At 65.0% G+C, this 21,509-nt stretch carries 22 protein-coding genes; 10 read left to right on the forward strand and 12 right to left on the reverse strand.

The window, feature by feature from the left end:
- Window positions 1-25 precede the first annotated feature (25 nt).
- The gene (gene pobA / locus AACL56_RS16945; RefSeq protein ID WP_339090973.1) at window positions 26-1,207 is read left to right on the forward strand and encodes a 4-hydroxybenzoate 3-monooxygenase; all 1,182 of its coding nucleotides are present in this window, start codon (window positions 26-28) and stop codon (window positions 1,205-1,207) included.
- Here pobA and AACL56_RS16950 read toward each other — a convergent pair.
- From AACL56_RS16950 to AACL56_RS16965, 4 genes are read right to left on the reverse strand one after another with little or no spacing between them, the layout of a single operon-like run.
- Window positions 1,204-1,629: an SRPBCC family protein gene (locus AACL56_RS16950; RefSeq protein ID WP_339090974.1), complete on the reverse strand. Its 426-nt coding sequence runs from the start codon at window positions 1,627-1,629 to the stop codon at window positions 1,204-1,206. The two genes, pobA and AACL56_RS16950, sit on opposite strands and share 4 nt — an antisense overlap.
- A gap of 13 nt (window positions 1,630-1,642) precedes the next feature.
- Complete coding sequence (locus tag AACL56_RS16955; protein WP_339090975.1) at window positions 1,643-2,002, reverse strand: VOC family protein; 360 nt, start codon at window positions 2,000-2,002, stop codon at window positions 1,643-1,645.
- Entirely contained in the window at window positions 1,981-2,895 is a 915-nt protein-coding gene (locus AACL56_RS16960) for a helix-turn-helix domain-containing protein (RefSeq protein ID WP_339090976.1), read from the reverse strand. Before AACL56_RS16960 ends, AACL56_RS16955 begins: the two co-directional genes overlap by 22 nt.
- Window positions 2,896-2,932: 37 nt before the next feature.
- A complete protein-coding gene (locus AACL56_RS16965) occupies window positions 2,933-5,263 on the reverse strand; it encodes a xanthine dehydrogenase family protein molybdopterin-binding subunit (protein ID WP_339090977.1) in 2,331 nt (776 codons plus the stop codon).
- Window positions 5,264-5,488: 225 nt separating this feature from the next.
- On the opposite strand from AACL56_RS16965, the gene aat reads away from it, so the two are divergent.
- From aat to AACL56_RS16980, 3 genes are read left to right on the forward strand one after another with little or no spacing between them, the layout of a single operon-like run.
- Window positions 5,489-6,253, forward strand: a complete 765-nt coding sequence (gene aat / locus AACL56_RS16970) for a leucyl/phenylalanyl-tRNA--protein transferase (RefSeq protein WP_339092891.1) — start codon at window positions 5,489-5,491, stop codon at window positions 6,251-6,253.
- On the forward strand, window positions 6,250-7,068 hold the full coding sequence (locus tag AACL56_RS16975) for an arginyltransferase (RefSeq protein ID WP_339090978.1): 819 nt from the start codon (window positions 6,250-6,252) through the stop codon (window positions 7,066-7,068). The genes aat and AACL56_RS16975 overlap by 4 nt, the downstream gene beginning before the upstream one ends.
- Window positions 7,069-7,098: 30 nt before the next feature.
- Window positions 7,099-7,926 carry an IclR family transcriptional regulator gene (locus tag AACL56_RS16980; protein ID WP_339090979.1) on the forward strand — a complete coding sequence of 276 codons (828 nt, stop codon included), beginning with the start codon at window positions 7,099-7,101 and terminating at the stop codon, window positions 7,924-7,926.
- A gap of 89 nt (window positions 7,927-8,015) precedes the next feature.
- On the opposite strand, the gene AACL56_RS16985 is transcribed toward AACL56_RS16980, so the two are convergent.
- The 8 genes from AACL56_RS16985 to AACL56_RS17020 all read right to left on the reverse strand — a co-directional run bounded on the left by AACL56_RS16985 (window position 8,016) and on the right by AACL56_RS17020 (window position 17,637).
- Window positions 8,016-9,206, reverse strand: a complete 1,191-nt coding sequence (locus AACL56_RS16985) for a serine hydrolase (RefSeq protein ID WP_339090980.1) — start codon at window positions 9,204-9,206, stop codon at window positions 8,016-8,018.
- A 117-nt stretch (window positions 9,207-9,323) separates the two neighbouring features.
- Complete coding sequence (locus tag AACL56_RS16990; protein WP_339090981.1) at window positions 9,324-10,862, reverse strand: 2-isopropylmalate synthase; 1,539 nt, start codon at window positions 10,860-10,862, stop codon at window positions 9,324-9,326.
- A gap of 58 nt (window positions 10,863-10,920) precedes the next feature.
- Window positions 10,921-12,624, reverse strand: coding sequence for a 2-isopropylmalate synthase (leuA, locus tag AACL56_RS16995; RefSeq protein WP_339090982.1), 1,704 nt, complete (start codon window positions 12,622-12,624; stop codon window positions 10,921-10,923).
- Between the two features lie 208 nt (window positions 12,625-12,832).
- Complete coding sequence (pssA, locus tag AACL56_RS17000; protein WP_339090983.1) at window positions 12,833-13,657, reverse strand: CDP-diacylglycerol--serine O-phosphatidyltransferase; 825 nt, start codon at window positions 13,655-13,657, stop codon at window positions 12,833-12,835.
- 183 nt (window positions 13,658-13,840) lie between these two features.
- Window positions 13,841-14,857, reverse strand: a complete 1,017-nt coding sequence (ilvC, locus tag AACL56_RS17005; RefSeq protein ID WP_339090984.1) for a ketol-acid reductoisomerase — start codon at window positions 14,855-14,857, stop codon at window positions 13,841-13,843.
- Window positions 14,858-14,911: 54 nt separating this feature from the next.
- On the reverse strand, window positions 14,912-15,175 hold the full coding sequence (locus AACL56_RS17010; protein WP_339090985.1) for a DUF4282 domain-containing protein: 264 nt from the start codon (window positions 15,173-15,175) through the stop codon (window positions 14,912-14,914).
- 53 nt (window positions 15,176-15,228) lie between these two features.
- On the reverse strand, window positions 15,229-15,720 hold the full coding sequence (gene ilvN / locus AACL56_RS17015) for an acetolactate synthase small subunit (RefSeq protein WP_339090986.1): 492 nt from the start codon (window positions 15,718-15,720) through the stop codon (window positions 15,229-15,231).
- A gap of 132 nt (window positions 15,721-15,852) precedes the next feature.
- A complete protein-coding gene (locus tag AACL56_RS17020; RefSeq protein ID WP_339090987.1) occupies window positions 15,853-17,637 on the reverse strand; it encodes an acetolactate synthase 3 catalytic subunit in 1,785 nt (594 codons plus the stop codon).
- Between the two features lie 279 nt (window positions 17,638-17,916).
- Here AACL56_RS17020 and AACL56_RS17025 point away from each other — a divergent pair, with 279 nt between their 5' ends.
- Genes AACL56_RS17025 through AACL56_RS17050 form a run of 6 tightly spaced genes read left to right on the forward strand, consistent with a single transcriptional unit; the run spans window position 17,917 to window position 21,412 of the window.
- Window positions 17,917-18,483 (forward strand): RNA polymerase sigma factor, encoded by a 567-nt coding sequence (locus AACL56_RS17025; RefSeq protein ID WP_339090988.1) that lies wholly within the window; start codon window positions 17,917-17,919, stop codon window positions 18,481-18,483.
- Window positions 18,480-18,902, forward strand: a complete 423-nt coding sequence (locus AACL56_RS17030; RefSeq protein WP_339090989.1) for a DUF3619 family protein — start codon at window positions 18,480-18,482, stop codon at window positions 18,900-18,902. The genes AACL56_RS17025 and AACL56_RS17030 overlap by 4 nt, the downstream gene beginning before the upstream one ends.
- A gap of 31 nt (window positions 18,903-18,933) precedes the next feature.
- On the forward strand, window positions 18,934-19,782 hold the full coding sequence (locus AACL56_RS17035; protein WP_339090990.1) for a DUF3106 domain-containing protein: 849 nt from the start codon (window positions 18,934-18,936) through the stop codon (window positions 19,780-19,782).
- A gap of 19 nt (window positions 19,783-19,801) precedes the next feature.
- Window positions 19,802-20,386, forward strand: coding sequence for an RDD family protein (locus AACL56_RS17040; RefSeq protein WP_339090991.1), 585 nt, complete (start codon window positions 19,802-19,804; stop codon window positions 20,384-20,386).
- Window positions 20,383-20,790, forward strand: coding sequence for a diacylglycerol kinase (locus tag AACL56_RS17045; protein ID WP_339090992.1), 408 nt, complete (start codon window positions 20,383-20,385; stop codon window positions 20,788-20,790). Before AACL56_RS17040 ends, AACL56_RS17045 begins: the two co-directional genes overlap by 4 nt.
- 31 nt (window positions 20,791-20,821) lie before the next feature.
- Window positions 20,822-21,412: a TIGR00730 family Rossman fold protein gene (locus AACL56_RS17050; protein WP_339090993.1), complete on the forward strand. Its 591-nt coding sequence runs from the start codon at window positions 20,822-20,824 to the stop codon at window positions 21,410-21,412.
- Window positions 21,413-21,509 lie beyond the last annotated feature (97 nt).

The raw sequence follows: 21,509 nt of genomic DNA on the forward strand, positions 1-21,509 counted from the left end.
GAAACCCTTCCGGAGACACACGAACATGCGCACCCAGGTCGCGATCATCGGCGCCGGCCCCGCCGGCCTTCTGCTCGGCCAGCTCCTGCACAAGGCCGGCATCGACAACGTCGTCGTCGAGCGCCAGAGCGCCGACTACGTGCTCGGGCGCATCCGCGCCGGCGTGCTCGAGCAGGTCACCATGGACCTGCTGGCACGCGCGGGCGTCGACGCCCGCGCCAGGGCCGAAGGCCTCCCGCACGAAGGCATCGAGCTGCTGTTCAAGGGCGCGCGCCACCGCATCGACATGCACGGCCTCACCGGCGGCAAGCAGGTCACGGTATACGGCCAGACCGAGGTGACGCGCGACCTGATGGAAGCGCGCACCGCCGAAGGGCTCGCCACCATCTACAGCGCGGCCAACGTCAGCCTTCACGATTTCGATTCGGGCAAGCCGCGCGTGCGTTACGAGAAGAACGGCCAGGTGCACGAGCTCGAATGCGACTTCATCGCCGGCTGCGACGGCTACCACGGCGTGAGCCGCGCGAGCGTGCCGGCCGACGCGATCCAGACCTACGAGAAGGTGTACCCCTTCGGCTGGCTCGGCGTGCTGGCCGACGTGCCGCCGGTGTCGCACGAACTCATCTACGCCAACACCGGGCGCGGCTTCGCGCTGTGCAGCATGCGCAGCGCCACGCGCAGCCGCTACTACGTGCAGGTGCCGACCGAAGAGCGCGTGGAGAACTGGAGCGACGAAGCCTTCTGGAACGAGCTGCGCGCGCGGCTCGACCCCGAGGCCCGCGAGCGGCTCGTGACCGGGCCGTCGCTCGAGAAGAGCATTGCGCCGCTGCGCAGCTTCGTCGCGGAGCCGATGCGCTTCGGTTCGCTGTTCCTGGCCGGCGACGCGGCGCACATCGTGCCGCCGACCGGCGCCAAGGGACTGAACCTGGCGACGGCCGACGTGGGGTACCTCTCGCGCGCCTTCGAGATCTTCTACGCAGAGAAGTCGGCCTCCGCGCTGGACCGCTACTCCGACCTGTGCCTGCGCCGCGTGTGGAAGGCCGAGCGCTTCTCGTGGTGGTTCACCTCGCTGATGCACCGCTTTCCCGAGACGGGCGCTTTCGGCCAGAAGATCCAGGAAGCCGAGCTCGACTACCTGGTGCACTCGCACGCCGCCTCGACTTCGCTGGCGGAGAACTACGTCGGGCTGCCGCTGGAAGACTTCTAGGCGGCCACGGGCGCCGCGCGCCCGGCGCCCGCCTCGAGCGCGGCCTTCATGGCCGCACCGCCCTGCACCATCATCGGCTCGATGTAGGCCGCCATGGCGTCCGGCAGCACATCGGTGATCCAGACGAAGCGTGCGCGGCCCGGCCCCTCCTCGAACACCTGCGCCGAGGCGTGGTGGTGCGCGGCCTTTCCACCGGTGACGGTGTAGGCCAGGCGGCGATGCGCGTCGTCGATGCCGACCGCCACCTCGCGCGCGACGAGGCCATTGGCGAAGGTGAGAACGCGCCCGCCTTCGGCGTCGATGGTGCAGGCCGTGAGAAAGCCGGGTGCGAGCCGCGTGTGCACCGCGTTGAAGTCGCGCAGCGCGTCCCACACGTGGGCGACGTCTGCCTCGACGATGAATTCCTTGTAGACAGTCGCCATGATCGACCTCGCTTCAGGGGCAGACCGCCTCGACGTTGTTGCCGTCGGGATCGATCAGGAAGGCGGCGTAGTAGCTGGGGCTGTAATCCGGCCGGGCGCCAGCGCCGCCGTTGTCGGTGCCACCGGCCTCCAAGCCCGCCTTGTGGAAGGCGGACACCGCTTCGTGATTGGGAGCGCGAAAGGCAATGTGGGTGCCCGGGCCCGTCGCACCGTTCGCCGCGTAGAGCCACAGTGCAGGTTCGTTCGCCGGGCCGATGCCGGCATAGCTGTGGTCGTGCGGGCCCGGCACATGGCCGAGCGGCGCGAGCGCGGCTTCGTAGAAACGGCGGCTCGCGGCGAGGTCTTTGACTTTCAGTCCGATGTGGTCGTACATGATGGCTTCCTGCTCGATGGGTGGATCAGGCGGTCATCATCGAAAAGCGCGGCGATCCGGGCTTGGAGAATCTTGCGATCGCCCCGGGCCGCCCTGCGGAAACCGCCCGGCGACACGCCCGCGGCACGGTGGAAGGTGCGCACGAAATTGCTGAGGTCGGCAAAGCCCACGTCCAGCGCCACCTCGGTGACGGGACGGGATTCGTCTTCAGCCAGCAGCCGTGCCGCATGCCGCAGGCGCGAACGCACGAGGTACTGATGCGGCGTCACGCCAAGCACCTGCGAGAACAGGCGCAGGAAGTGGAAGGAGCTCAGTCCGGCTTCGGCGGCGACGCCATCGAGGCCGGTGTCGTGCCGTGCGTTGGCATCGATCCACATCGCGGCGTCGACAGCGCGGCGGCGGTCGCGCGGCGTGGCTTCGGGTGGCCTTCCGCCTTTTTTGACGCCGGCAACCACCTCGACGAAGCGGCTCGCGAACCACATGCCCAGCTCGTCGAGCCCGACATCGCCCCGCCCGTCGGCCGCGGCCTGCGCCAGCTCCCCGATGACCACGAGCTCCGCCAACGGCGGCAGCCCGCCGGTGCGCCACGTCTTCCGGTCACCGCCGATCAGGTCGACGAAGCCCGGCGACAGATGGAAGGCCAGGCATTCGTCGCCGCACACGTGGTGGTCGTGGGTGCACATGTACTCGTCGCCCGGATGGCCGACGAGCACCGAGCCCGCGACCAGCTCGTAGGCCTGTCCGCGCGTGCGGTAGCCGAAGCTGCCCTTGCGCACGTACGAAACCGAGTAGCCCTCGTGCAGCTCTGTGAAGGGCTGCGCGTCGGGGCCCGCGTCGCAGCGGTAGCTGGCGACGCGGATGGGGTCCGTCCTGAGTTCGGTGACGACGAGCATGGCTTTCGCCCTTCGAGCGGCACCGGGCGCCGCAGCGTCAGTCGACGGTCTGCATGGCCTGCCAGACACGCGCCGGGCTCAGCGGCATGTGCAGGCGCGGCGCGCGCGTGGCGAGGCCGTTGCGCGCGAACGCATCGGCCACGGCATTGACGATGGCCGGCGTGGCGCCGATGGTGCCGAGCTCGCCCACGCCCTTCACGCCCAGCGGGTTGTTCTTGCAAGGCGTGGATTCGTCCATCTCCATGTTGAACATGGTGTGGACGATGTCGGCGCGCGGCGCGGCGTAGTCCATCAGGCTGCCGGTGACCGGCTGGCCGGTTTCGTTGTCGTAGACCACCTGCTCGTACAGCGCCTGGCCGATGCCCTGCACGGCGCCGCCTTCGAGCTGGCCGCGCACGATCATCGGGTTGATCACGCGGCCGACGTCGTTCACCGAGCTGTAGGCCACCACGCTGATCTCGCCCGTGGGCGGGTCGATCTCGATCTCGCAGATGTGGCAGCCGTTGGGCCAGGTCGGGCCGGCCACGGTGCTGGTGGAGTCGACGAAGATCTCGCGGTCGGGCTGCTTGCCGGCGAGCGTGAACAGGTCGAGCTCGAGGTCGGTGCCGGCCACGGTGAAGACGCCGCGGCTGTAGGTGATGTCGTCGAGCGCGGCCTCGAACTCCTGCGCGGCCAGTTCGCGCGCCTTGTCGATGGTGCGTTCCGCGCCGATGCGCACAGCCGAGCCGCCGGTGAACAGCGAACGCGAGCCGGCGCTGCCGAAGCCGTCCCCGCGGTCGGTGTCGCCGAGCACCACGCGCACCTTGTCGATGGGCACGCCGAAGGCATCGACAGCCAGTTGCGCGAGCGAGGTGGCAATGCCCTGCCCCATGGCATTGACGGCGGAGAACACCTCGATCACGCCGTCAGCCTGCACCGAGACCGTCACGCGCTCTTCGAACACGTTGCCGCCGGTCCACTCGAGGAATGTGGCGATGCCCAGGCCGCGCTGGCGGCCGTTGCGCGCCGACTCGGCCGCGCGGCTGTCGAAGCCCTGCCAGTCGGCCAGCGCCAGCGCCTGGTCCATCACCGACTCGAAGTTGCCGGTGTCGTAGGTCTGCGCCATCGGGTTCTGGTACGGCATCTGCTCGGGGCGGATGAAGTTGCGCCGGCGCAGCACCACGCGGTCGATGCCGGTCTGCCGCGCGGCTTCGTCCATCAGCCGCTCGATGGTGAAGATGGCCTCGGGGCGCCCTGCGCCGCGGTATGCGCCGGTGGGCGCGGTGTTGGTGAGCACCGCCTTGAAATGGAAGTCGATGGTCTGGATGTCGTAGACGCTGGTCTGCACCCAGGGACCGATCAGCAGCTGGATGGCCACACCGGTGCCGGTGGCGTAGGCGCCGACGTTGGCGAGCGTCTTGATGCGCAGCGCAAGGATCTTGCCCTCGGCGTCCAGCGCCATCTCGGCGCGGGCCTCGATGTCGCGCCCGTGCGCGCTCGAAAGGAACTCCTCGCTGCGGTCGGCCACCCACTTCACGGGCCGGTCGACCTGCAGCGCCGCAAAGGCCACCGCAATGTCCTCGGGGTAGGCGCCGGTCTTCATGCCGAAGCCGCCGCCGACGTCGCCCACCACCACGCGCACCTTGTCTTTCGCCAGGCCGATGGCGGCACAGACGGAATCGCGCACGCCCGAGGGCATCTGCGTGCTCATGCGGATCGTGAGGCGGCCGCTTTCGGCATCGCGTACGGCGAGCACGGAACGCGGCTCGATCGTCAGGGCGACAACGCGCTGGTTGTTCACGTCGAGCGCCACCACGTGGCTGGCCTTGGCGAAGGCCGCGGTGGCGGCGTCGCTGCTGCCGTGGCGCATCTCTGCGGCGATGTTGCCGGTGGCTTCATCGCAGAGCTGCGGCGCGCCGTCGGCCGTGGCGCTGGGCAGGTCGACCACCATCGGCAGGTCTTCGTAGTCGACCATGATGGCCTCGGCCGCATCGCGGGCCTGCTGCACGGTGTCGGCGACCACCGCCGCCACCACCTCGCCGACGAAGCGTGCGCGTTCGTGCGCGATGGCATGGCGCGGAGGGCTGGCGCTGTCGCCTCCATCGGCACGCTTGAAGCCGGCGGCACCGGGCAAAGGCTTGACGCCGGCCTCAACCATGTCGGCGCCGGTGATCACGCGCAGCACGCCGGGCATCGATGCGGCGGCGGCGGCGTCGATCGAAAGGATGCGCGCGTGCGGATAGGAAGAGCGGAGGAAGACGAGGTGGGCCTGGTTCGGCAGCGTGACATCGTCGGTGTAGCGTCCGGCGCCTGACAGCAGGCTTTCGTCCTCCAGCCGGCGCACCGCCTGGCCGCTGCCGAAGCGGGTGGGATTGGGTTCAGTGGTCAACGTGGTCCTCTTGTGTGGTCCCGCGCAAAGCTCACATGCCTGCCGGATCCGCGGTGGTACTGCGAAAAGCAAGCTGTGCACTATATGGGCTTCGACCGGTCTTGTGGGGGGTGTCGGTGCCAATCGGTTCAGTGCCCTCGGGACTGCCGGCTGGACGGACCCGTGAGGTACGCAATTTTCCCGCAACCGGATTCGGTTATCGGGAAGCCGTGTATACCTCCAACCATGCGACAACTGCCTTGGCTCGAACCCGGAGACGCCCTTCCCGACCCCGCAACGGCATGGGGCGTGGCCGATCCCGTCCCCGGACTTCTCGCTGCAGGAGGCGCGCTCGACGTCGATACTTTGATGCAGGCCTACAGCAATTGCGTCTTTCCGTGGTTCAGCGAAGACCAGCCCATCCTGTGGTGGAGCCCCGACCCGCGCATGGTGCTGAAGGTGAACGATTTCAGGCTGCACCGGTCGCTACGCAAGACCCTGATTCGCTTTGCCGAAACACCGGGATGCGAAGTGCGCATCGACCATGGGTTCGCGGCCGTCATCGACGCCTGCTCGCGTGCGCCGCGCGTGGGCCAGTCGGGCACCTGGATCGTGCCGGACATGGTGCGTGCCTATACGGATTTGCATCGCGCCGGTTTTGCGCACAGCGTCGAGACCTGGATCGACGGTGAACTGGCGGGTGGTCTTTATTGCGTGGCGCTGGGCCGCGCCGTGTTCGGCGAGTCGATGTTCACGCGCCGGCCGGACGCTTCGAAGATCGCGCTGGCCGCGCTGGTGTCGCTTTGCCGCCGTTTCGGCGTGCAGATGATCGACTGCCAGCAGAACACAGCCCACCTCGCGAGCCTCGGCGCGCGTGAAATGGCACGCAAACGATTCGTCGCGCACGTGGCGGCGGCACGACAGGAGCAGGCCCCACAGTGGCGATTCGAGCCCGTATACTGGTCCGAACTCCTTTCCGCGCGACCTCCTTCTCCCGATGTGACGACGTGACGCACCTCAAGGATCTTCCGCTTCACACCCTGCAGTTCTACGCGACGGCGCCCTATCCCTGCAGTTACCTGCCGGATCGCCAGGCCCGCTCGCAGGTGGCCACGCCCAGCCACCTGATCCATAACGACGCCTATTCCGACCTCGTGCTCAGCGGCTTCCGTCGCAGCGGCATGTTCACCTACCGGCCTTATTGCGACGGTTGCCGCGCATGCATCCCGCTGCGGGTGCTTGCCAACAGCTTCCGGCCCAATCGCAGCCAGCGCCGCGCGATGAAGCAGCATGCCGACCTGCAGGCGCGCGTGCTCAAGCTGTGCTTCATGCCGGAGCACTACCAGCTCTACCTGCGCTACCAGAATGGCCGCCACGCCGGCGGTGGCATGGACCACGACAGCATCGACCAGTACACGCAGTTCCTGCTGCAGAGCCGTGTGAATTCGCGATTGGTCGAGTTTCGCGAAACGCTGCCCGACGGCAGTGCCGGCGCATTGAAGATGGTGTCGATCCTCGATGTGCTGAACGACGGCATCTCGGCCGTCTACACGTTTTATGAACCCGATGGCCGAGGCGCGGCCGCACGTCAGGTTCGGGAAGAAAAGCAGGAACAAGCCGGACCGAGCGCGGGAGCCACCTCCACCGGCTACGGCACCTACAGCGTGCTCTGGCAGATCGAACAGGCGCGCAAGCTGGGCCTGCCACATGTCTATTTGGGCTACTGGATCGAAGACAGCCCGAAGATGAATTACAAGGCCCGCTTTTCCCCCCACGAAGTGCTGGTGGACGGACATTGGCAGGCACCAACTGATTTCACAAGGTAAAATGGCGCCCGGTCTTCACCGCAAAGCGCCATGAGAAAAAACCAATCCGACATTCCCGCCGTTCCCGTGATCCAGGTGATCGAGCGCATGTTCGCGCTGATCGATGTCCTGGCGTCCCGCGAAGAGGCTATTTCGCTGAAGGAGATCAGCGAAAAGACCGGACTCCACCCGTCCACCACCCACCGCATCCTCAACGACCTGGCGGTCGGCCGTTTTGTCGACCGGCCGGAAGCTGGCAGCTACCGGCTGGGCATGCGGCTGCTGGAGCTGGGCAATCTCGTGAAAGGCCGGCTCAACGTGCGCGACGCCGCACTGGGCCCGATGCGCGAACTTCACAAGCTGACGCAGCAGCCGGTCAACCTGAGCATGCGCCAGGGCGACGAGATCGTGTACATCGAGCGTTCGTACAGCGAGCGCTCGGGCATGCAGGTGGTGCGCGCCATCGGTGGCCGTGCTGCCCTGCACCTCACTTCCACCGGCAAGCTGTTCCTGGCCGCGGACGACCCGCAGCGGGTTCGCAGCTACGCCACGCGCACCGGCTTGGCCGGCCACACGCGCAACAGCATCACGCAACTGCCCGCACTCGAGCGCGAGTTGTCGAAGGCACGTCAGTACGGCATCGCGCGCGACAACGAAGAACTGGAACTGGGCGTGCGATGCATGGCTGCCGGTATTTATGACGACCAGGGCAAGCTGGTCGCCGGCTTGTCGATCTCCGCGCCGGCCGACCGGCTGGACGAAGGCTGGCTGCCCAAGCTGCAGGCCACGGCGAACGAGATCTCGGGGGCGCTGGGGTTCAAGGATGACGTGTCTGCGACACCTGCACCGTCGAATGGCGCATCCGCCACGGGCACCTGAGCCTCTGGTTTCGCCCGCACCCCGAAAAGCAAACAGGCCCTGAGAAGGGCCTGTTTTTCGTCGTGGGTCGGTCGACTCTGAGACTTTGATCAGCCGGCCTGATAGGCCGCGACGTTGCGCGATGCCGCCGGCGAACCCGCAGCATGCGTCGCCTCGACCCAGCGGCGGACGCGCTCGGCATCGGCGATGCGGCTGAACTTGCCTGCTGAATCCAGGAACACCATGATCAGCTTGCGGCCGGCCACGCGGGCCTGCAGCACCAGGCACTGACCGGCTTCGGAGATGTAGCCCGTCTTCTGTACGCCGATCTCCCAGTCCGGGCTCTTCACGAGGCGGTTGGTGGTGTTGAACTGCAATGTGCGATTACCGACTTCGACTTGGTATTCAGGCGAAGTGGACAGCGAACGCACCGTGGCGTCGGCATAGGCGGCGTTGACCAGCAGCGCGAGGTCTTGCGCGCTCGACTGGTTGCGGCTCGACAGTCCCGTCGGCTCGACGTAGCGCGTGTCCTTCATGCCGAGCATCTTGGCCTTGGCGTTCATGATGCTCACGAAGGTCGAGAGGCCGCCCGGATAAGTGCGGCCCAGCGCGTGAGCGGCGCGGTTCTCGCTCGACATCAGCGCCAAATGCAGCAGTTCGCCGCGCGACAGCGTGGTTCCGACCGTCAGGCGCGAGCTGCTGCGCTTTTCGGTGTCGACGTCGTCCTGCGTGATGGTGATCAACTCTTCGTTGGGCAGATGGGCCTCGCTGATCAGCAGGCCGGTCATGAGCTTGGTGAGCGAGGCGATCGGCAGAACGGCGTGATCGTTCTTGCTGAAGAGCACCTCGTGCGTGTCCTGATCGACGACCAGGGCGACGCTGGACTTCAGGTCGAGCACGTCTTCGGTACCGTGCAGGCCGGCCATCTGGCCGAACGACTGCCGCGGCGGAGCTTCGACGCGCACCACCGAGCGGCGCTGCACGGCCACCACGGTCTTGCCATTCTTCTTGTGCAGGGTCGCAACGACATTGCGGCCGCCACGAACGACCTTCTCTACTTTTTCACTCTTCTCGGCGCGGCCGGCACGTGCCGTCTTGGACGATGCGGTGCGCGTGACCTCGACCGGCACAGGCCCCTTCGCCTTCTTGGCGGCGGCGGTCTTGGTGGCGGCAGGCTTTTCTTTTTTAGCCGCCTGGGCACCAGGCAGCAAAAACGCCGTGGCGCACAGCGCGACGGCGAGGAATCGGAAGGCGGGTAGAAACCGCTGGCTGGAAACTCGGCGTAAACGGGCTTCGGGCATTAATAAATCTCCAGCGGCGACAAACGAGGACCGCAGTGTATCGAAATCAAAAAAGGCACGCAATATCAGTTACTTGCATCCCGTTCTTCAATCGAATACCCAGGATCGCTCGAAAACTTAACCTTGTGCCGCAACTCTCTCAGCTTGGCTCTGTAACTTGTTGAGCGCACTCAAATAAGCCTTTGCCGAAGCAACCACGATGTCTGGATCTGCACCCACACCGTTGACCACCCGCCCTGCGTTTTGTAACCGGACTGTAACTTCTCCCTGGCTTTCCGTCGAGCCACTGATGGCATTTACTGAGTAAAGAACCATCTCGGCACCGCTCTTGACGTGCGACTCGATCGCCTTCAACGAAGCATCGACCGGACCGTTACCGTCGGATTCGCCGGTGACTTCCTTGCCTTGGACCGTGAAAACGACTTTTGCCTGGGGGCGTTCGCCGGTTTCGCTGTGCTGGGAGAGAGAGACAAAAGCAAACTGCTCACCAACGTTCGACACCTCTTCCGCGCTGACGAGCGCGAGGATGTCTTCATCGAAAATTTTGGACTTCCTGTCCGCCAGCTCCTTGAAGCGCAGGAAGGCGGCATTGATCTCGCCTTCGCTCTCCATTGCCACGCCCAGCTCGAGCAGGCGCTGCTTGAAGGCATTTCGGCCGCTGAGCTTGCCCAGCACGATCTTGTTGGCCGTCCAGCCGACGTCTTCGGCGCGCATGATCTCGTAGGTGTCGCGCGCCTTGAGAACGCCATCCTGGTGAATGCCGGAGGCATGCGCGAAAGCGTTGGCGCCCACCACCGCCTTGTTGGGCTGTACCACGAATCCGGTGGTCTGGCTGACCATGCGGCTCGCAGCCACGATGTGCTGGGTGTCGATGCGCAGGTCGAGCCCGAAGTAGTCCTTGCGGGTCTTGACCGCCATGACGATTTCCTCGAGCGAGCAATTGCCCGCGCGCTCGCCGAGGCCGTTGATCGTGCATTCGACCTGGCGCGCGCCGCCGATCTTCACGCCAGCCAGCGAGTTCGCCACCGCCATGCCGAGGTCGTTGTGGCAATGCACCGACCAGATCGCCTTGTCGCTGTTGGGAATGCGCTCGCGCAGCGTCTTGATGAAATTGCCGTAGAGCTCGGGAATCGCGTAGCCCACGGTGTCGGGCACGTTGATGGTGGTCGCGCCCTCGTTGATGACGGTTTCGAGCACGCGGCAAAGGAAATCGGGGTCGCTGCGGTAGCCGTCCTCGGGGCTGAATTCGACGTCGCCGAGCTGATTGCGTGCGAAGCGCACCGCCAGCCTGGCCTGTTCATGCACCTCGTCGGGCGACATGCGCAGCTTCTTCTCCATGTGAAGTGGCGACGTCGCGATGAAGGTATGGATGCGCCCGCGCGCGGCGCCCTTCAGCGCTTCCGCGGCCCGCGCGATGTCGCGGTCGTTGGCGCGCGAGAGGCCGCACACGGTGGAGTCCTTGATGGCGTTCGCAATGGCCTTCACGGCTTCGAAGTCGCCGTTCGAGCTGGCCGGAAAGCCTGCCTCGATGACGTCGACCTTCAGCCGCTCCAGCAGCTTCGCGATGCGCATCTTCTCGTCGCGCGTCATCGAGGCGCCGGGCGACTGCTCGCCGTCGCGCAAGGTGGTGTCGAAAATAATGAGTTGGTCGGTCATCGTGGATCTCCTTTGTTCGTTCACACCTTGCGCAGCGGCGCAGGTCAGCGCAGAGGCGTCAGGCGGCTTCAACCGCTGATTGTGCGCTGTGCGCGCCGCGCCCCTGAGCGCGCTGCACGCCCGAGACGATCGCCTTCAGCGATGCGGTGATCACGTTGGCATCGATGCCCACGCCGAACAGCGTCTGGCTCTCGTCGACGCGCAGCTCGAGGTAGGCCACCGACTTCGCATCGGCGCCTGCGCCGATGGCGTGCTGGTGATAGTCCATCACGCGCACCGTATGGCCGGTGGCCTTGCTCAAGGCTTGCGTGAAGGCGTCGATCGGACCGTTGCCGCGACCTTCGATGGCGTGCGTCTCGCCGTTCCAGGCAAGATCTCCGCGCAGAACCACGGAGGCGTCGGCGCCCTCGCCTTCTTCCTCGATCACCCGGTGCTGCAGCGATTGCGCAGCCTCGATGCCGTACTCGCGCACGAACAGGTCCCAGAGATCGGCCGCCGTCAGCTCCTTGCCGGCAACGTCCATCACGCGCTGCACGGCCTGCATGAACTCCATCTGCAGGCGGCGCGGCATCTCGAGGCCGTACTCGCTTTCGAGCAGGTAGGCCATGCCGCCCTTGCCCGACTGGCTGTTCACGCGGATCACGGCTTCGTAGCTGCGGCCCACGTCCTTCGGATCGATGGGGAGGTAAGGCATGTCCCAGATGTCGCCTTCCTTGCGCGCAGCGAAGGCCTTCTTGATCGCGTCCTGGTGCGAGCCGGAGAACGAGGTATAGACGAGGTCGCCCACATAGGGATGACGCGGGTGCACGGGAATCTGGTTGCAATGCTCGACAGTGGCACGGATCTCGTCGATGTTCGAAAAGTCGAGTTCGGGCGACACGCCTTGCGTGTAGAGATTCAGCGCCACGTTCACGAGGTCGAGGTTGCCCGTGCGTTCACCGTTGCCGAAAAGACAGCCTTCGATGCGCTCGGCGCCGGCCATCAAGGCGAGTTCACCAGCGGCAGTGCCCGTGCCACGGTCGTTGTGAGGATGCACGCACAGCACGATCGAATCGCGGCGCGCGAGATTGCGGTGCATCCACTCGATCATGTCCGCGAAGATGTTCGGCGTGGAGTGCTCGACGGTGGTGGGAAGGTTGACGATGCACTTGTGCTGTGGCGTCGGCGCCCACACTTCGGTGACCGAGTCGACCACGCGCTTGGAGAACGCGACGTCGGTTCCCGAGAACATTTCGGGCGAGTACTGGAAGGTCCACCGCGTGTTCGGCTGCCTGGCGGCAAATTCGTTGAACATGCGCGCGTGGGTGGTCGCGAGTTCGACGATCTGGTCCTCGTCCATGCCGAGCACGACGCGTCGCATCACCGGCGCCACGGCGTTGTAGAGGTGCACGATGGCGCGTGGCGCGCCTTGCAAAGATTCGAACGTACGGGCAATGAGGTGGTCGCGCGCCTGGGTCAGGACCTGGATCGTCACGTCGTCCGGAATGCGGTCTTCCTCGATGAGCTTGCGCACGAAGTCGAATTCAACCTGCGACGCGGAAGGAAAGCCCACTTCGATTTCCTTGAAGCCGATGTCCACGAGGGTTTCGAACATGCGCATCTTGCGTGCGATGTCCATGGGCTCGACCAATGCCTGGTTGCCGTCACGCAGGTCTGTCGACAGCCAGATGGGCGCCTTGGTCAGCACGGCATCGGGCCAGGTGCGGTCCTTGAGGCCGATCGGGGCGAATGCGCGGTATTTGCTTTGAGGTTGCTTGAGCATGTCGATTTCTCTGTGTGGTTGGAATTCAACCAGCAACCCCAAAAACAAAACGGCCCGTTGCTGGTGCGAACGGGCCGTGGTGAGGGATTTGCGCGTGCGCTACCGTCTCCGCCCGTGAGGGAGGGCTAGTAGGGCCAGCAGCGAAAACTTGGTCATGAGGGTTGCGAATGTAGCACAGGCTTTGCTGGCCTGTGAAGGCCCGCGGGCTTCAGTTGTGCAGCCCTCGCTCATCGGGCTCCTCGGTCGAGGTGCTGATCACGCTCACCGGCTGGCCCTTGGCCTTGCGCCACCCATAGACCACGTAGCCGCTCAGCCCATAGATGACGAACAGGCCGAACAGCACCGTCGGCGGATGGATGTTGATGACGGCAATGCCCAACGCGATCAGCACGATCACGGCGAAGGGAACGCTCTTCTTCACCTGGATGTCCTTGAAGCTGTAGAACGGCGCGTTGGTGACCATCGTCAAGCCGGCATACAACGTGAACGCAAAGGTGACCCACGTGATCTGCGTCCACGACAGGTAGAGCACTTCGCCACCGCGCTTGCCCCACTCGTTCACGAGCCAGATGAAGCCCGCCACGAGCGCTGCGGCTGCCGGGGAAGGCAACCCTTGAAACCATCGCTTGTCGACCACGCCCGTGTTGACGTTGAAGCGCGCCAGGCGCAGCGCAGCGCATGCGCAGTACACGAAGGCGGCGATCCAGCCCCAGCGGCCCAACCCCTTGAGCGACCACTCGTAGGCAATCAGCGCGGGCGCAGCGCCGAACGACACCATATCGGACAGCGAATCCATCTGCTCGCCGAACGCGCTCTGCGTGTTGGTCATGCGGGCCACGCGCCCGTCGAGGCTGTCGAGGATCATGGCTGCGAACACGCCGAGAGCGGCAAGGTCGAAGCGCGCGTTCATGGCCATCACGACCGAATAGAAGCCGCCGAACAACGCTGCCAGCGTGAACAGGTTCGGCAGGATGTAGATGCCCTTTCGACGCTTGCGCGGCGGCACGTCGTCGGGAACCGTATCGTCATGCATTGAATTTGCCTCCGTCCCTCATGGGCACTGCGCGGTCAGCTATCCAATCGATAGCATCTTGGTCTGTAAATCGCATGGCCTGCAGTGTAGTTCAGGGGACCTCGTGCCCCCCGCAAACAAAAGGGCCACCGCGACGGGTGGCCCTTGGGGTGTTGGGTGCCGAGGCACCCCTCACCGGGAAGATCAGTTACGGGTCTGGTCGACCAGCTTGTTCTTCTTGATCCAGGGCATCATCGCGCGCAGCTTCTCGCCAACGACTTCGATCTGGTGCTCTGCATTCAGGCGACGGCGGCTGATGAGCGCCGGCTGGCCGGCAGCGGCTTCGAGCACGAAGCTCTTGGCGTATTCGCCGGTCTGGATGTCGCGCAGCACCTGCTTCATGACCTTCTTGGTCTCGTCGGTCACGATGCGCGGGCCCGTGACGTACTCGCCGTATTCGGCGTTGTTCGAGATCGAGTAGTTCATGTTGGCGATGCCGCCTTCATAGATCAGGTCGACGATCAGCTTGAGCTCGTGCAGGCATTCGAAGTACGCCATTTCGGGCGCGTAGCCGGCTTCCACCAGCGTTTCGAAACCAGCCTTGATCAGCTCGACCGTACCGCCGCACAGAACCGCTTGTTCGCCGAACAGGTCGGTCTCGGTTTCTTCGCGGAAGTTGGTCTCGATGATGCCGGCCTTGCCGCCGCCGTTGGCGGTGGCATAGCTCAGCGCGAGGTCACGCGCCTTGCCGGTCTTGTCCTGGTGCACGGCCACGAGGTGGGGCACGCCGCCGCCCTGGGTGTAGGTGCTGCGCACGGTGTGGCCCGGGGCCTTGGGGGCGACCATCCACACGTCGAGGTCGGCGCGCGGCTGCACGAAGCCGTAGTGCACGTTGAAGCCGTGCGCGAAGACGAGCGAAGCGCCTTCCTTGATGTGCGGCGCCACGTCGTTCTTGTAGACGTTGGCGATCTGCTCGTCGGGCAGAAGGATCATGACCACGTCGGCCGACTTCACAGCCTCTGCAACCTCTGCAACCTGCAGGCCGGCCTTGCCGACCTTGTCCCAAGAAGCACCGCCCTTGCGAAGGCCGACCACGACCTTGACGCCGCTGTCGTTCAGGTTCTGCGCGTGCGCGTGACCTTGCGACCCGTAACCGATGATTGCGACCGTCTTGCCCTTGATGAGGCTGAGGTCGGCGTCCTTGTCGTAGTAAACCTTCATGATGCGTCTTTCCTATTTAGTCTCTGTGCACCCCTGGTGCAGGGGTGCGTTCACTCACAGTTGGCCGGAAGAATTCCGGTCCTTCATTTGCTGGTTGATGGACACGAGGTTGTCGTGAATGCGGAACAGCAGGATCAGCAATTCGCTATAGACGCGAACCATGATCGCGCCGAAGACCAGGATGCCGATGGCCGGCAGGATGCGCCCCTGGAACAGTGACACGACGGTCATCACGAGCACACCCAGCAGTCCGAGGAAATACAGAATCCGGATGATGATCGGCGTCACCATCTTGTCGAAACCCAGCAAGTCTTGCATTCACCTTCTCCTCATGTATTGATAGATATTGAAACTGAGGGGATCTGCACCCCCTACACGCGCAGGATGCGCTCGCCGCGCCCGATGCCGCTGGCACCGGTGCGGACAGTCTCGAGGATAGCGCTACGCTCGATCGCCTCCAAGAAAGCGTCGTTCTTGCCGTGGTCGCCGGTGAGTTCGATGGTGTAGCTCTTGTCGGTCACGTCGATGATGCGGCCGCGGAAGATCTCCGCCATGCGCATCATTTCCTCGCGTTCCTTGCCCACCGCGCGCACCTTCACCATCATGAGCTCTCGCTCGGTGTAGGCACCTTCGGTGAGGTCGACGACCTTCACCACTTCGATGAGGCGGTTCAGGTGCTTGGTGATCTGTTCGATCACGTCGTCCGAACCGTTCGTGACGATGGTCATGCGCGAGAGGCTCGAGTCCTCCGTGGGCGCCACCGTCAGCGACTCGATGTTGTAGCCGCGGGCCGAGAACAGGCCCACCACGCGGGAAAGAGCACCGGGCTCGTTTTCCAGCAGCACTGCAATGATGTGTTTCATGTTTGCGTGACTCCTCTTTTCGCCAGCGCGGAAGCTTTCGCTTTCGCCGCCCTCCCCCGCGCACGGTAATGCGCGGGCTCGGCGGGCAATAGATTCGTCAGTGAAAGTTGCGAGAAAGAAATGCGCCGACGATCAGAGATCTTCGGAGCCCAACAGCATCTCGGTGATGCCCATGCCGGCCTTCACCATCGGGAACACGTTCTCGGTGGGATCGGTACGGAAGTCCATGAACACCGTGCGGTCCTTGAGCTTGCGTGCTTCGCGCAGCGCAGGCTCCACGTCTTGTGGACGCTCGATCAGCATGCCGACATGCCCGTAGGCCTCGGCGAGCTTCACGAAGTTCGGCAGTGCATCCATGTAGCTGTGGCTGTAGCGGCCGGAGTATTCGATCTCCTGCCATTGGCGCACCATGCCCAGGTAGCGGTTGTTGAGCGAGCAGATCTTGATCGGCGTGTTGTATTGCAGGCAGGTGGAGAGTTCCTGTATGCACATCTGCACCGAGCCTTCGCCGGTGATCGTGAACACTTCCGAGTCCGGCTTGGCGAGCTTGATGCCCATGGCGTAGGGAATGCCCACGCCCATGGTGCCCAGGCCGCCGGAGTTGATCCAGCGCCGCGGCTCGTCGAAGCGGTAGTACTGCGCGGCCCACATCTGGTGCTGGCCGACGTCCGACGTGATGTACGTGTCGGCGTCCTTGGTCATGTTCCAGAGCGTCTCGACCACGTACTGCGGCTTGATCACGTCCTGGTTGCCGCGGTCGTACTTGAGGCAGTCGCGCGAGCGCCACGCCTCGATCGTCTTCCACCACTCCGCCAGCGCACCAGCATCGGGCTTGGCGCTGCTCTCGCGGATCATCGAAATCAGTTCGGTGAGCACATCCTTCACATCGCCGACGATGGGGATGTCGACCTTCACGCGCTTGGAAATACTCGACGGGTCGATGTCGACGTGGATGATCTTGCGCTCGTTCTGCGCAAAGTGCTTCGGGTTGCCGATCACGCGGTCGTCGAAGCGCGCGCCGACTGCCAACAGCACGTCGCAGTTCTGCATCGCGTTGTTGGCTTCGATGGTGCCATGCATGCCCAGCATGCCAAGGAACTTGCGGTCGCTCGCCGGATAGGCGCCCAGGCCCATCAGCGTGTTGGTGACCGGATAGCCGAGCATGTCGACCAGCGTGCGCAGTTCGTTGGTGGCGTTGCCCAGCAGCACACCGCCGCCGGTGTAGATATAGGGACGCTTGGCCGCCAGCAAGAGTTGCAGCGCCTTGCGGATCTGGCCACCATGGCCCTTGCGCACCGGGTTGTACGAGCGCATCTCGACCTTGTCGGGGTAGCCTGCGTACGGAATCTTCTTGAAGGAAACGTCCTTGGGCACGTCCACCACCACGGGGCCGGGACGGCCGCTGCGTGCGATGTGGAAGGCCTTCTTCATCGTCATGGCCAGATCCTTGGGATCCTTGACGAGGAAATTGTGCTTGACGATGGGGCGCGTGATGCCGACCGTGTCGCATTCCTGGAAGGCGTCGAGGCCGATGGCCGCCGTCGGCACCTGACCCGAGATGATCACCATCGGGATCGAATCCATGTAGGCCGTTGCGATGCCGGTGACCGCGTTGGTCAGGCCAGGACCGGAAGTGACCAGCGCGACGCCGACCTCGCCGGTGGCACGTGCGTAACCGTCGGCTGCGTGAACGGCGGCCTGCTCGTGGCGCACCAGCACATGCTGGATGGTGTCCTGCTTGTAAAACGCGTCGTAGATGTAGAGAACTGCGCCGCCGGGGTAGCCCCAGACATATTGAACGCCTTCGGCCTGCAGTGCCTTGACCAGCACTTCTGCGCCCATGAGTTCTTGCGACGGATTGCCTGCGCCGCTGGACGCGGCCGCCGCGGAAAGAATTTCCGCCTTGGAGATTTCCATGATCAACCTTTGTTTATTTCGGGAACGAAATACCTTGGGTGCCCCTTGCCAACCCTTGTGAGGTCGCGCCAGGACTTAAGGCCAAAGCCATGAGCGGACTGATGTTCCGCCGGACCGTGACCCGTTTGCCTTTTGACTTGCAGGCCGGATTATGGCACTTCCGGCGTTCAGATTCGCTTCATGTGGCGTGCAAAGCTACAAAGGCATAATCCGCGGCGATAACCATACGCGATCGCCAGACCCATTCCCACGAGGCGCGTCCTGCGCGTCCCCTCTCGCTTGGCCACTGAACAAGAACTCTCCGACTTCCTGAAAAGCGTCGAACGGCGCGCTTTCAAGCGCTCGGTCTATCACGTGCGGGATGAAGAAGCAGCGCTCGATATCGTGCAGGACAGCATGATGAAGCTGGCGCAGCACTATGGCGACAAGCCGGCCGCCGAGTTGCCGATGCTGTTCCAGCGCATCCTGTCGAATTGCACCCTCGACTGGTTCCGCCGCCAGAAGACCCGCCGCGCGCTGTTCTCCAACCTCAGCGACTTCGACTCCGTCGACGACGACGGAGATTTCGACCTGCTCGAGAACTTCGTCTCGCCGACCGACTCTAGGGAAGCGGAGAGCGCCGAAGACACGACCCGCCGCGCCCAGATCTTCAAGGAGATCGAGGAGCAGATCGCAGCTTTGCCCGGTCGTCAACGCGAGGCTTTCCTGATGCGTTACTGGGAGGAAATGGACGTCGCAGAGACGGCCGCCGCGATGGGCTGCTCCGAAGGCAGCGTCAAAACCCATTGCTCGCGAGCCGTTCACGCTCTGAGCAAGGCGCTCAAGGCCAAGGGAATATCGCTATGAACACTATGGTTCCAACCACATCATCCGCCGCCGAGGACGAGTTCGGCCTGCGCCTGGCCGCCCGCCTGTCGGCCGGCAACCGCGAGCTGCCGCACGACATCGGCGAACGACTGCGCGTGGCGCGCGCGCAGGCTGTTGCCGCTCGCAAGCTTCCGCCGCAGTTGCGGACCGCGCCCGTGGTGGTGCAGTCGGGTCATTCGGTCGCGCTGGGCGGCGGCTGGTGGACCCGCATCGGCTCGGTGGTGCCCTTGATCGCGCTCGTGGCCGGTCTGATCACCATCAGCGTGATGCAGGACGACGATCGCGCCAGCGAATTGGCCGAGGTCGACTCCGCCCTCCTCACCGGCGATCTGCCGCCCGCTGCCTATACCGACCCCGGCTTCGCCCAATTCCTGAAGGCCGACAGCGCCTCCGACTGAACATTTCACGACGGACACCCCGACCGACCGAATGCGACGCCGCACCTCCTCCAGCGCGAACACCCCCCGCCCGACGCGCCCGCTCCAGGCGGGCGCCGTCGTTTGGGCAGGCGCGCTTGCAGCGGCCGCCTTCGGCCTGACGCTCGCCAGCGCCCAACCCCCTGCCGAGGGCTTCGCCAAGTCGTCGGGAGGCACGACGACGCCATCGGCCACCTCCAGTCCCAAGGCCGTCCCGACGACCAAGCCGCTATGGAGCGAACTCAGCGCCGAGCAGCAGCATGCGCTCAAGCCGCTCAATGTTCACTGGAACACGCTCAACGTCGGTCAGAAAAGGAAGTGGCTGGCGCTCTCGCGCAACTTCGAGAGCATGTCCGCAGACGACCAGAACACCCTGCACAGCCGGATGATCGAGTGGGCCGCGCTCAGCAACCAGCAGCGCGTGCAGGCGCGGTTGAATTTCGCCGAGGTCAAGCGCATCCCTCCTGATGAGCGAAAGGCGAAGTGGGAGCAATACCAGGCCTTGAGCGAGGAAGAAAAGCGCAAGCTCGCCGAGCGCGCGCCGGCCAAGCCCCGCGGCGCCGCCGTTCCGGTGCGCCCCGTCTCGTCACAGCGGCTGGTGCCTGTGCCGGCTGTCACGCCGGGCGGCCAGCACACTCCCAGGATCCTGTTGACTCCGCCGCCCGCGCCTGCGTCCGCACCCGCAACGCTCATGGTGGCCTCTCCGCCCGAGCGCACTTCTCCCAGCGCGACACCCGCGGTGATCGTCGCCCCGGCCGCCCCCGCCGCGCCTCTGTCATCGAGCACGGCCTCGCCGCCGGTGCCGCCGGAAGCACAGGTACCTGCCCCCGCGGCAAGCGATACGCCTGCTCCCGCCCCCTGACTCCCGGTACAAGGTTTCGATGGTTTCCAGCCCTCCCGAAGCGTCGGGGTCCGAACAGCCTGGCTCGCCCTCCGCGCCCTTCGCGCCTGCAACCACCGCTCACCTTTCGATAGCCGCCGGCACGCCGGGTCTGTGGCGGCGGATGGCTTGCTGGCTCTATGAAGGCATGCTGCTGTTCGCCGTGGTGTTCGTGTCGGGATGGCTCTTCAGCACGCTGGGCCAGATGCGCGATGCGATGGATTCCCGGCGCCACCTGCTGCAGGCTTTTCTTTTCGTGGTATTCGGCGTGTACTTCGTCTGGTTCTGGACCAAGGGCCAGACTCTTGCCATGAAGACCTGGAACATCCGCATCGTCGACACGCATGGCCGCCCGGTCACCCAGGGCCGCGCCCTCGGACGCTACCTGCTGAGCTGGATCTGGTTCCTGCCGCCGCTGGCTGCCATTGCGCCCTTCAAGCTGTCGGGCGGCGAATCGGCGGTCCTGATCTTCGGCTGGGTCGCCATCTGGGCCCTGCTCGCACGTTTTCACCCCGAGCGCCAGTTCTGGCACGACGCCTGGGCCGGTACGCGGCTCATCACCTCCAAACCGATGAGTCGCCGATGAGTGCCTTGCCGAAACTTCCCGACCCCGCCGTCAACCCGCAGAAGTCCCGCAAGGGCTTCGAGCGTGTCTGGCATGCCACGCTGATTTCGCTGCATGGCCTGCGCGCCGGCTGGAGCGAACCGGCCTTCCGCCAGGAAGCGATCCTGTCGATCGTCATGATCCCGGTTGCCTTCTGGCTGGGCCGCAGCTGGGTCGAAGTGGCGTTGCTCGCGGGCAGCGCCATCCTGGTGATGATCGTCGAGCTGCTTAACACCGCTGTCGAGGCCGCCATCGACCGCATCGGCCCCGAGTGGCACGACCTTTCCAAGCGCGCCAAGGACATGGGCAGTGCCGCGGTGCTGCTCTCGCTCACGCTGTGCGGGGGGATCTGGGCTGCGGCGCTGTGGCAACGCTTCATGTCATGAGCGGGCCGGCTGCCTGCGGCATGATGGCAGCATGACTCCTGAATTTTCGATCTGTGTGTATTGCGGTTCGCGCCCCGGCGAACGCCCCGAGTTTTCCCAGGCTGCACGAGCGGTCGGCCAGTGGATCGGCCAGCACCGCGGCCAATTGGTGTACGGCGGCGGCCGCACCGGACTGATGGGCACCGTGGCCGAGGCGACACGGCTGGCCGGCGGCCGGGTCGTCGGCATCATCCCCAAGGCGCTGGTCGACAAGGAACTGGCCAACCCCCTGTGCGACGAGTTGCACGTGGTCGACACCATGCACGAGCGCAAGGCCATGATGGGCGAGCGTGCCGACGCCTTCGTCGCCCTTCCGGGCGGCATCGGCACCTTCGAGGAACTGTTCGAGATCTGGACCTGGCGCCAGCTTGGCTATCACGACAAGCCGACCGGCATCCTGAACACCGCCGGCTACTACGACGGCCTGCTGGGCTTCCTGGCGCACAGCGTGCGCGAGGGCTTCATGGGCGAATGGCAGATGGACCTGATCCGCACCGGCACCGAGGTGCCTGAACTGCTGGCGGCGCTTCGCGCTGAAGTCCCCCTGCACCCGCGAGAAGATCGCCTCTCGGAAAACCTCTGACCCCTGCGGCCGCTGCACAGCGGCCGGCCCTTTTCAGAAAAGCGAGGAACCGGCTTTGCGGGACCTCAGGCGTCGCCCCGGTCAGAGGGACGGCCAA

Source organism: Variovorax paradoxus (assembly GCF_902712855.1).
Classification (GTDB): Bacteria; Pseudomonadota; Gammaproteobacteria; order Burkholderiales; family Burkholderiaceae_C; genus Variovorax; species Variovorax paradoxus_Q.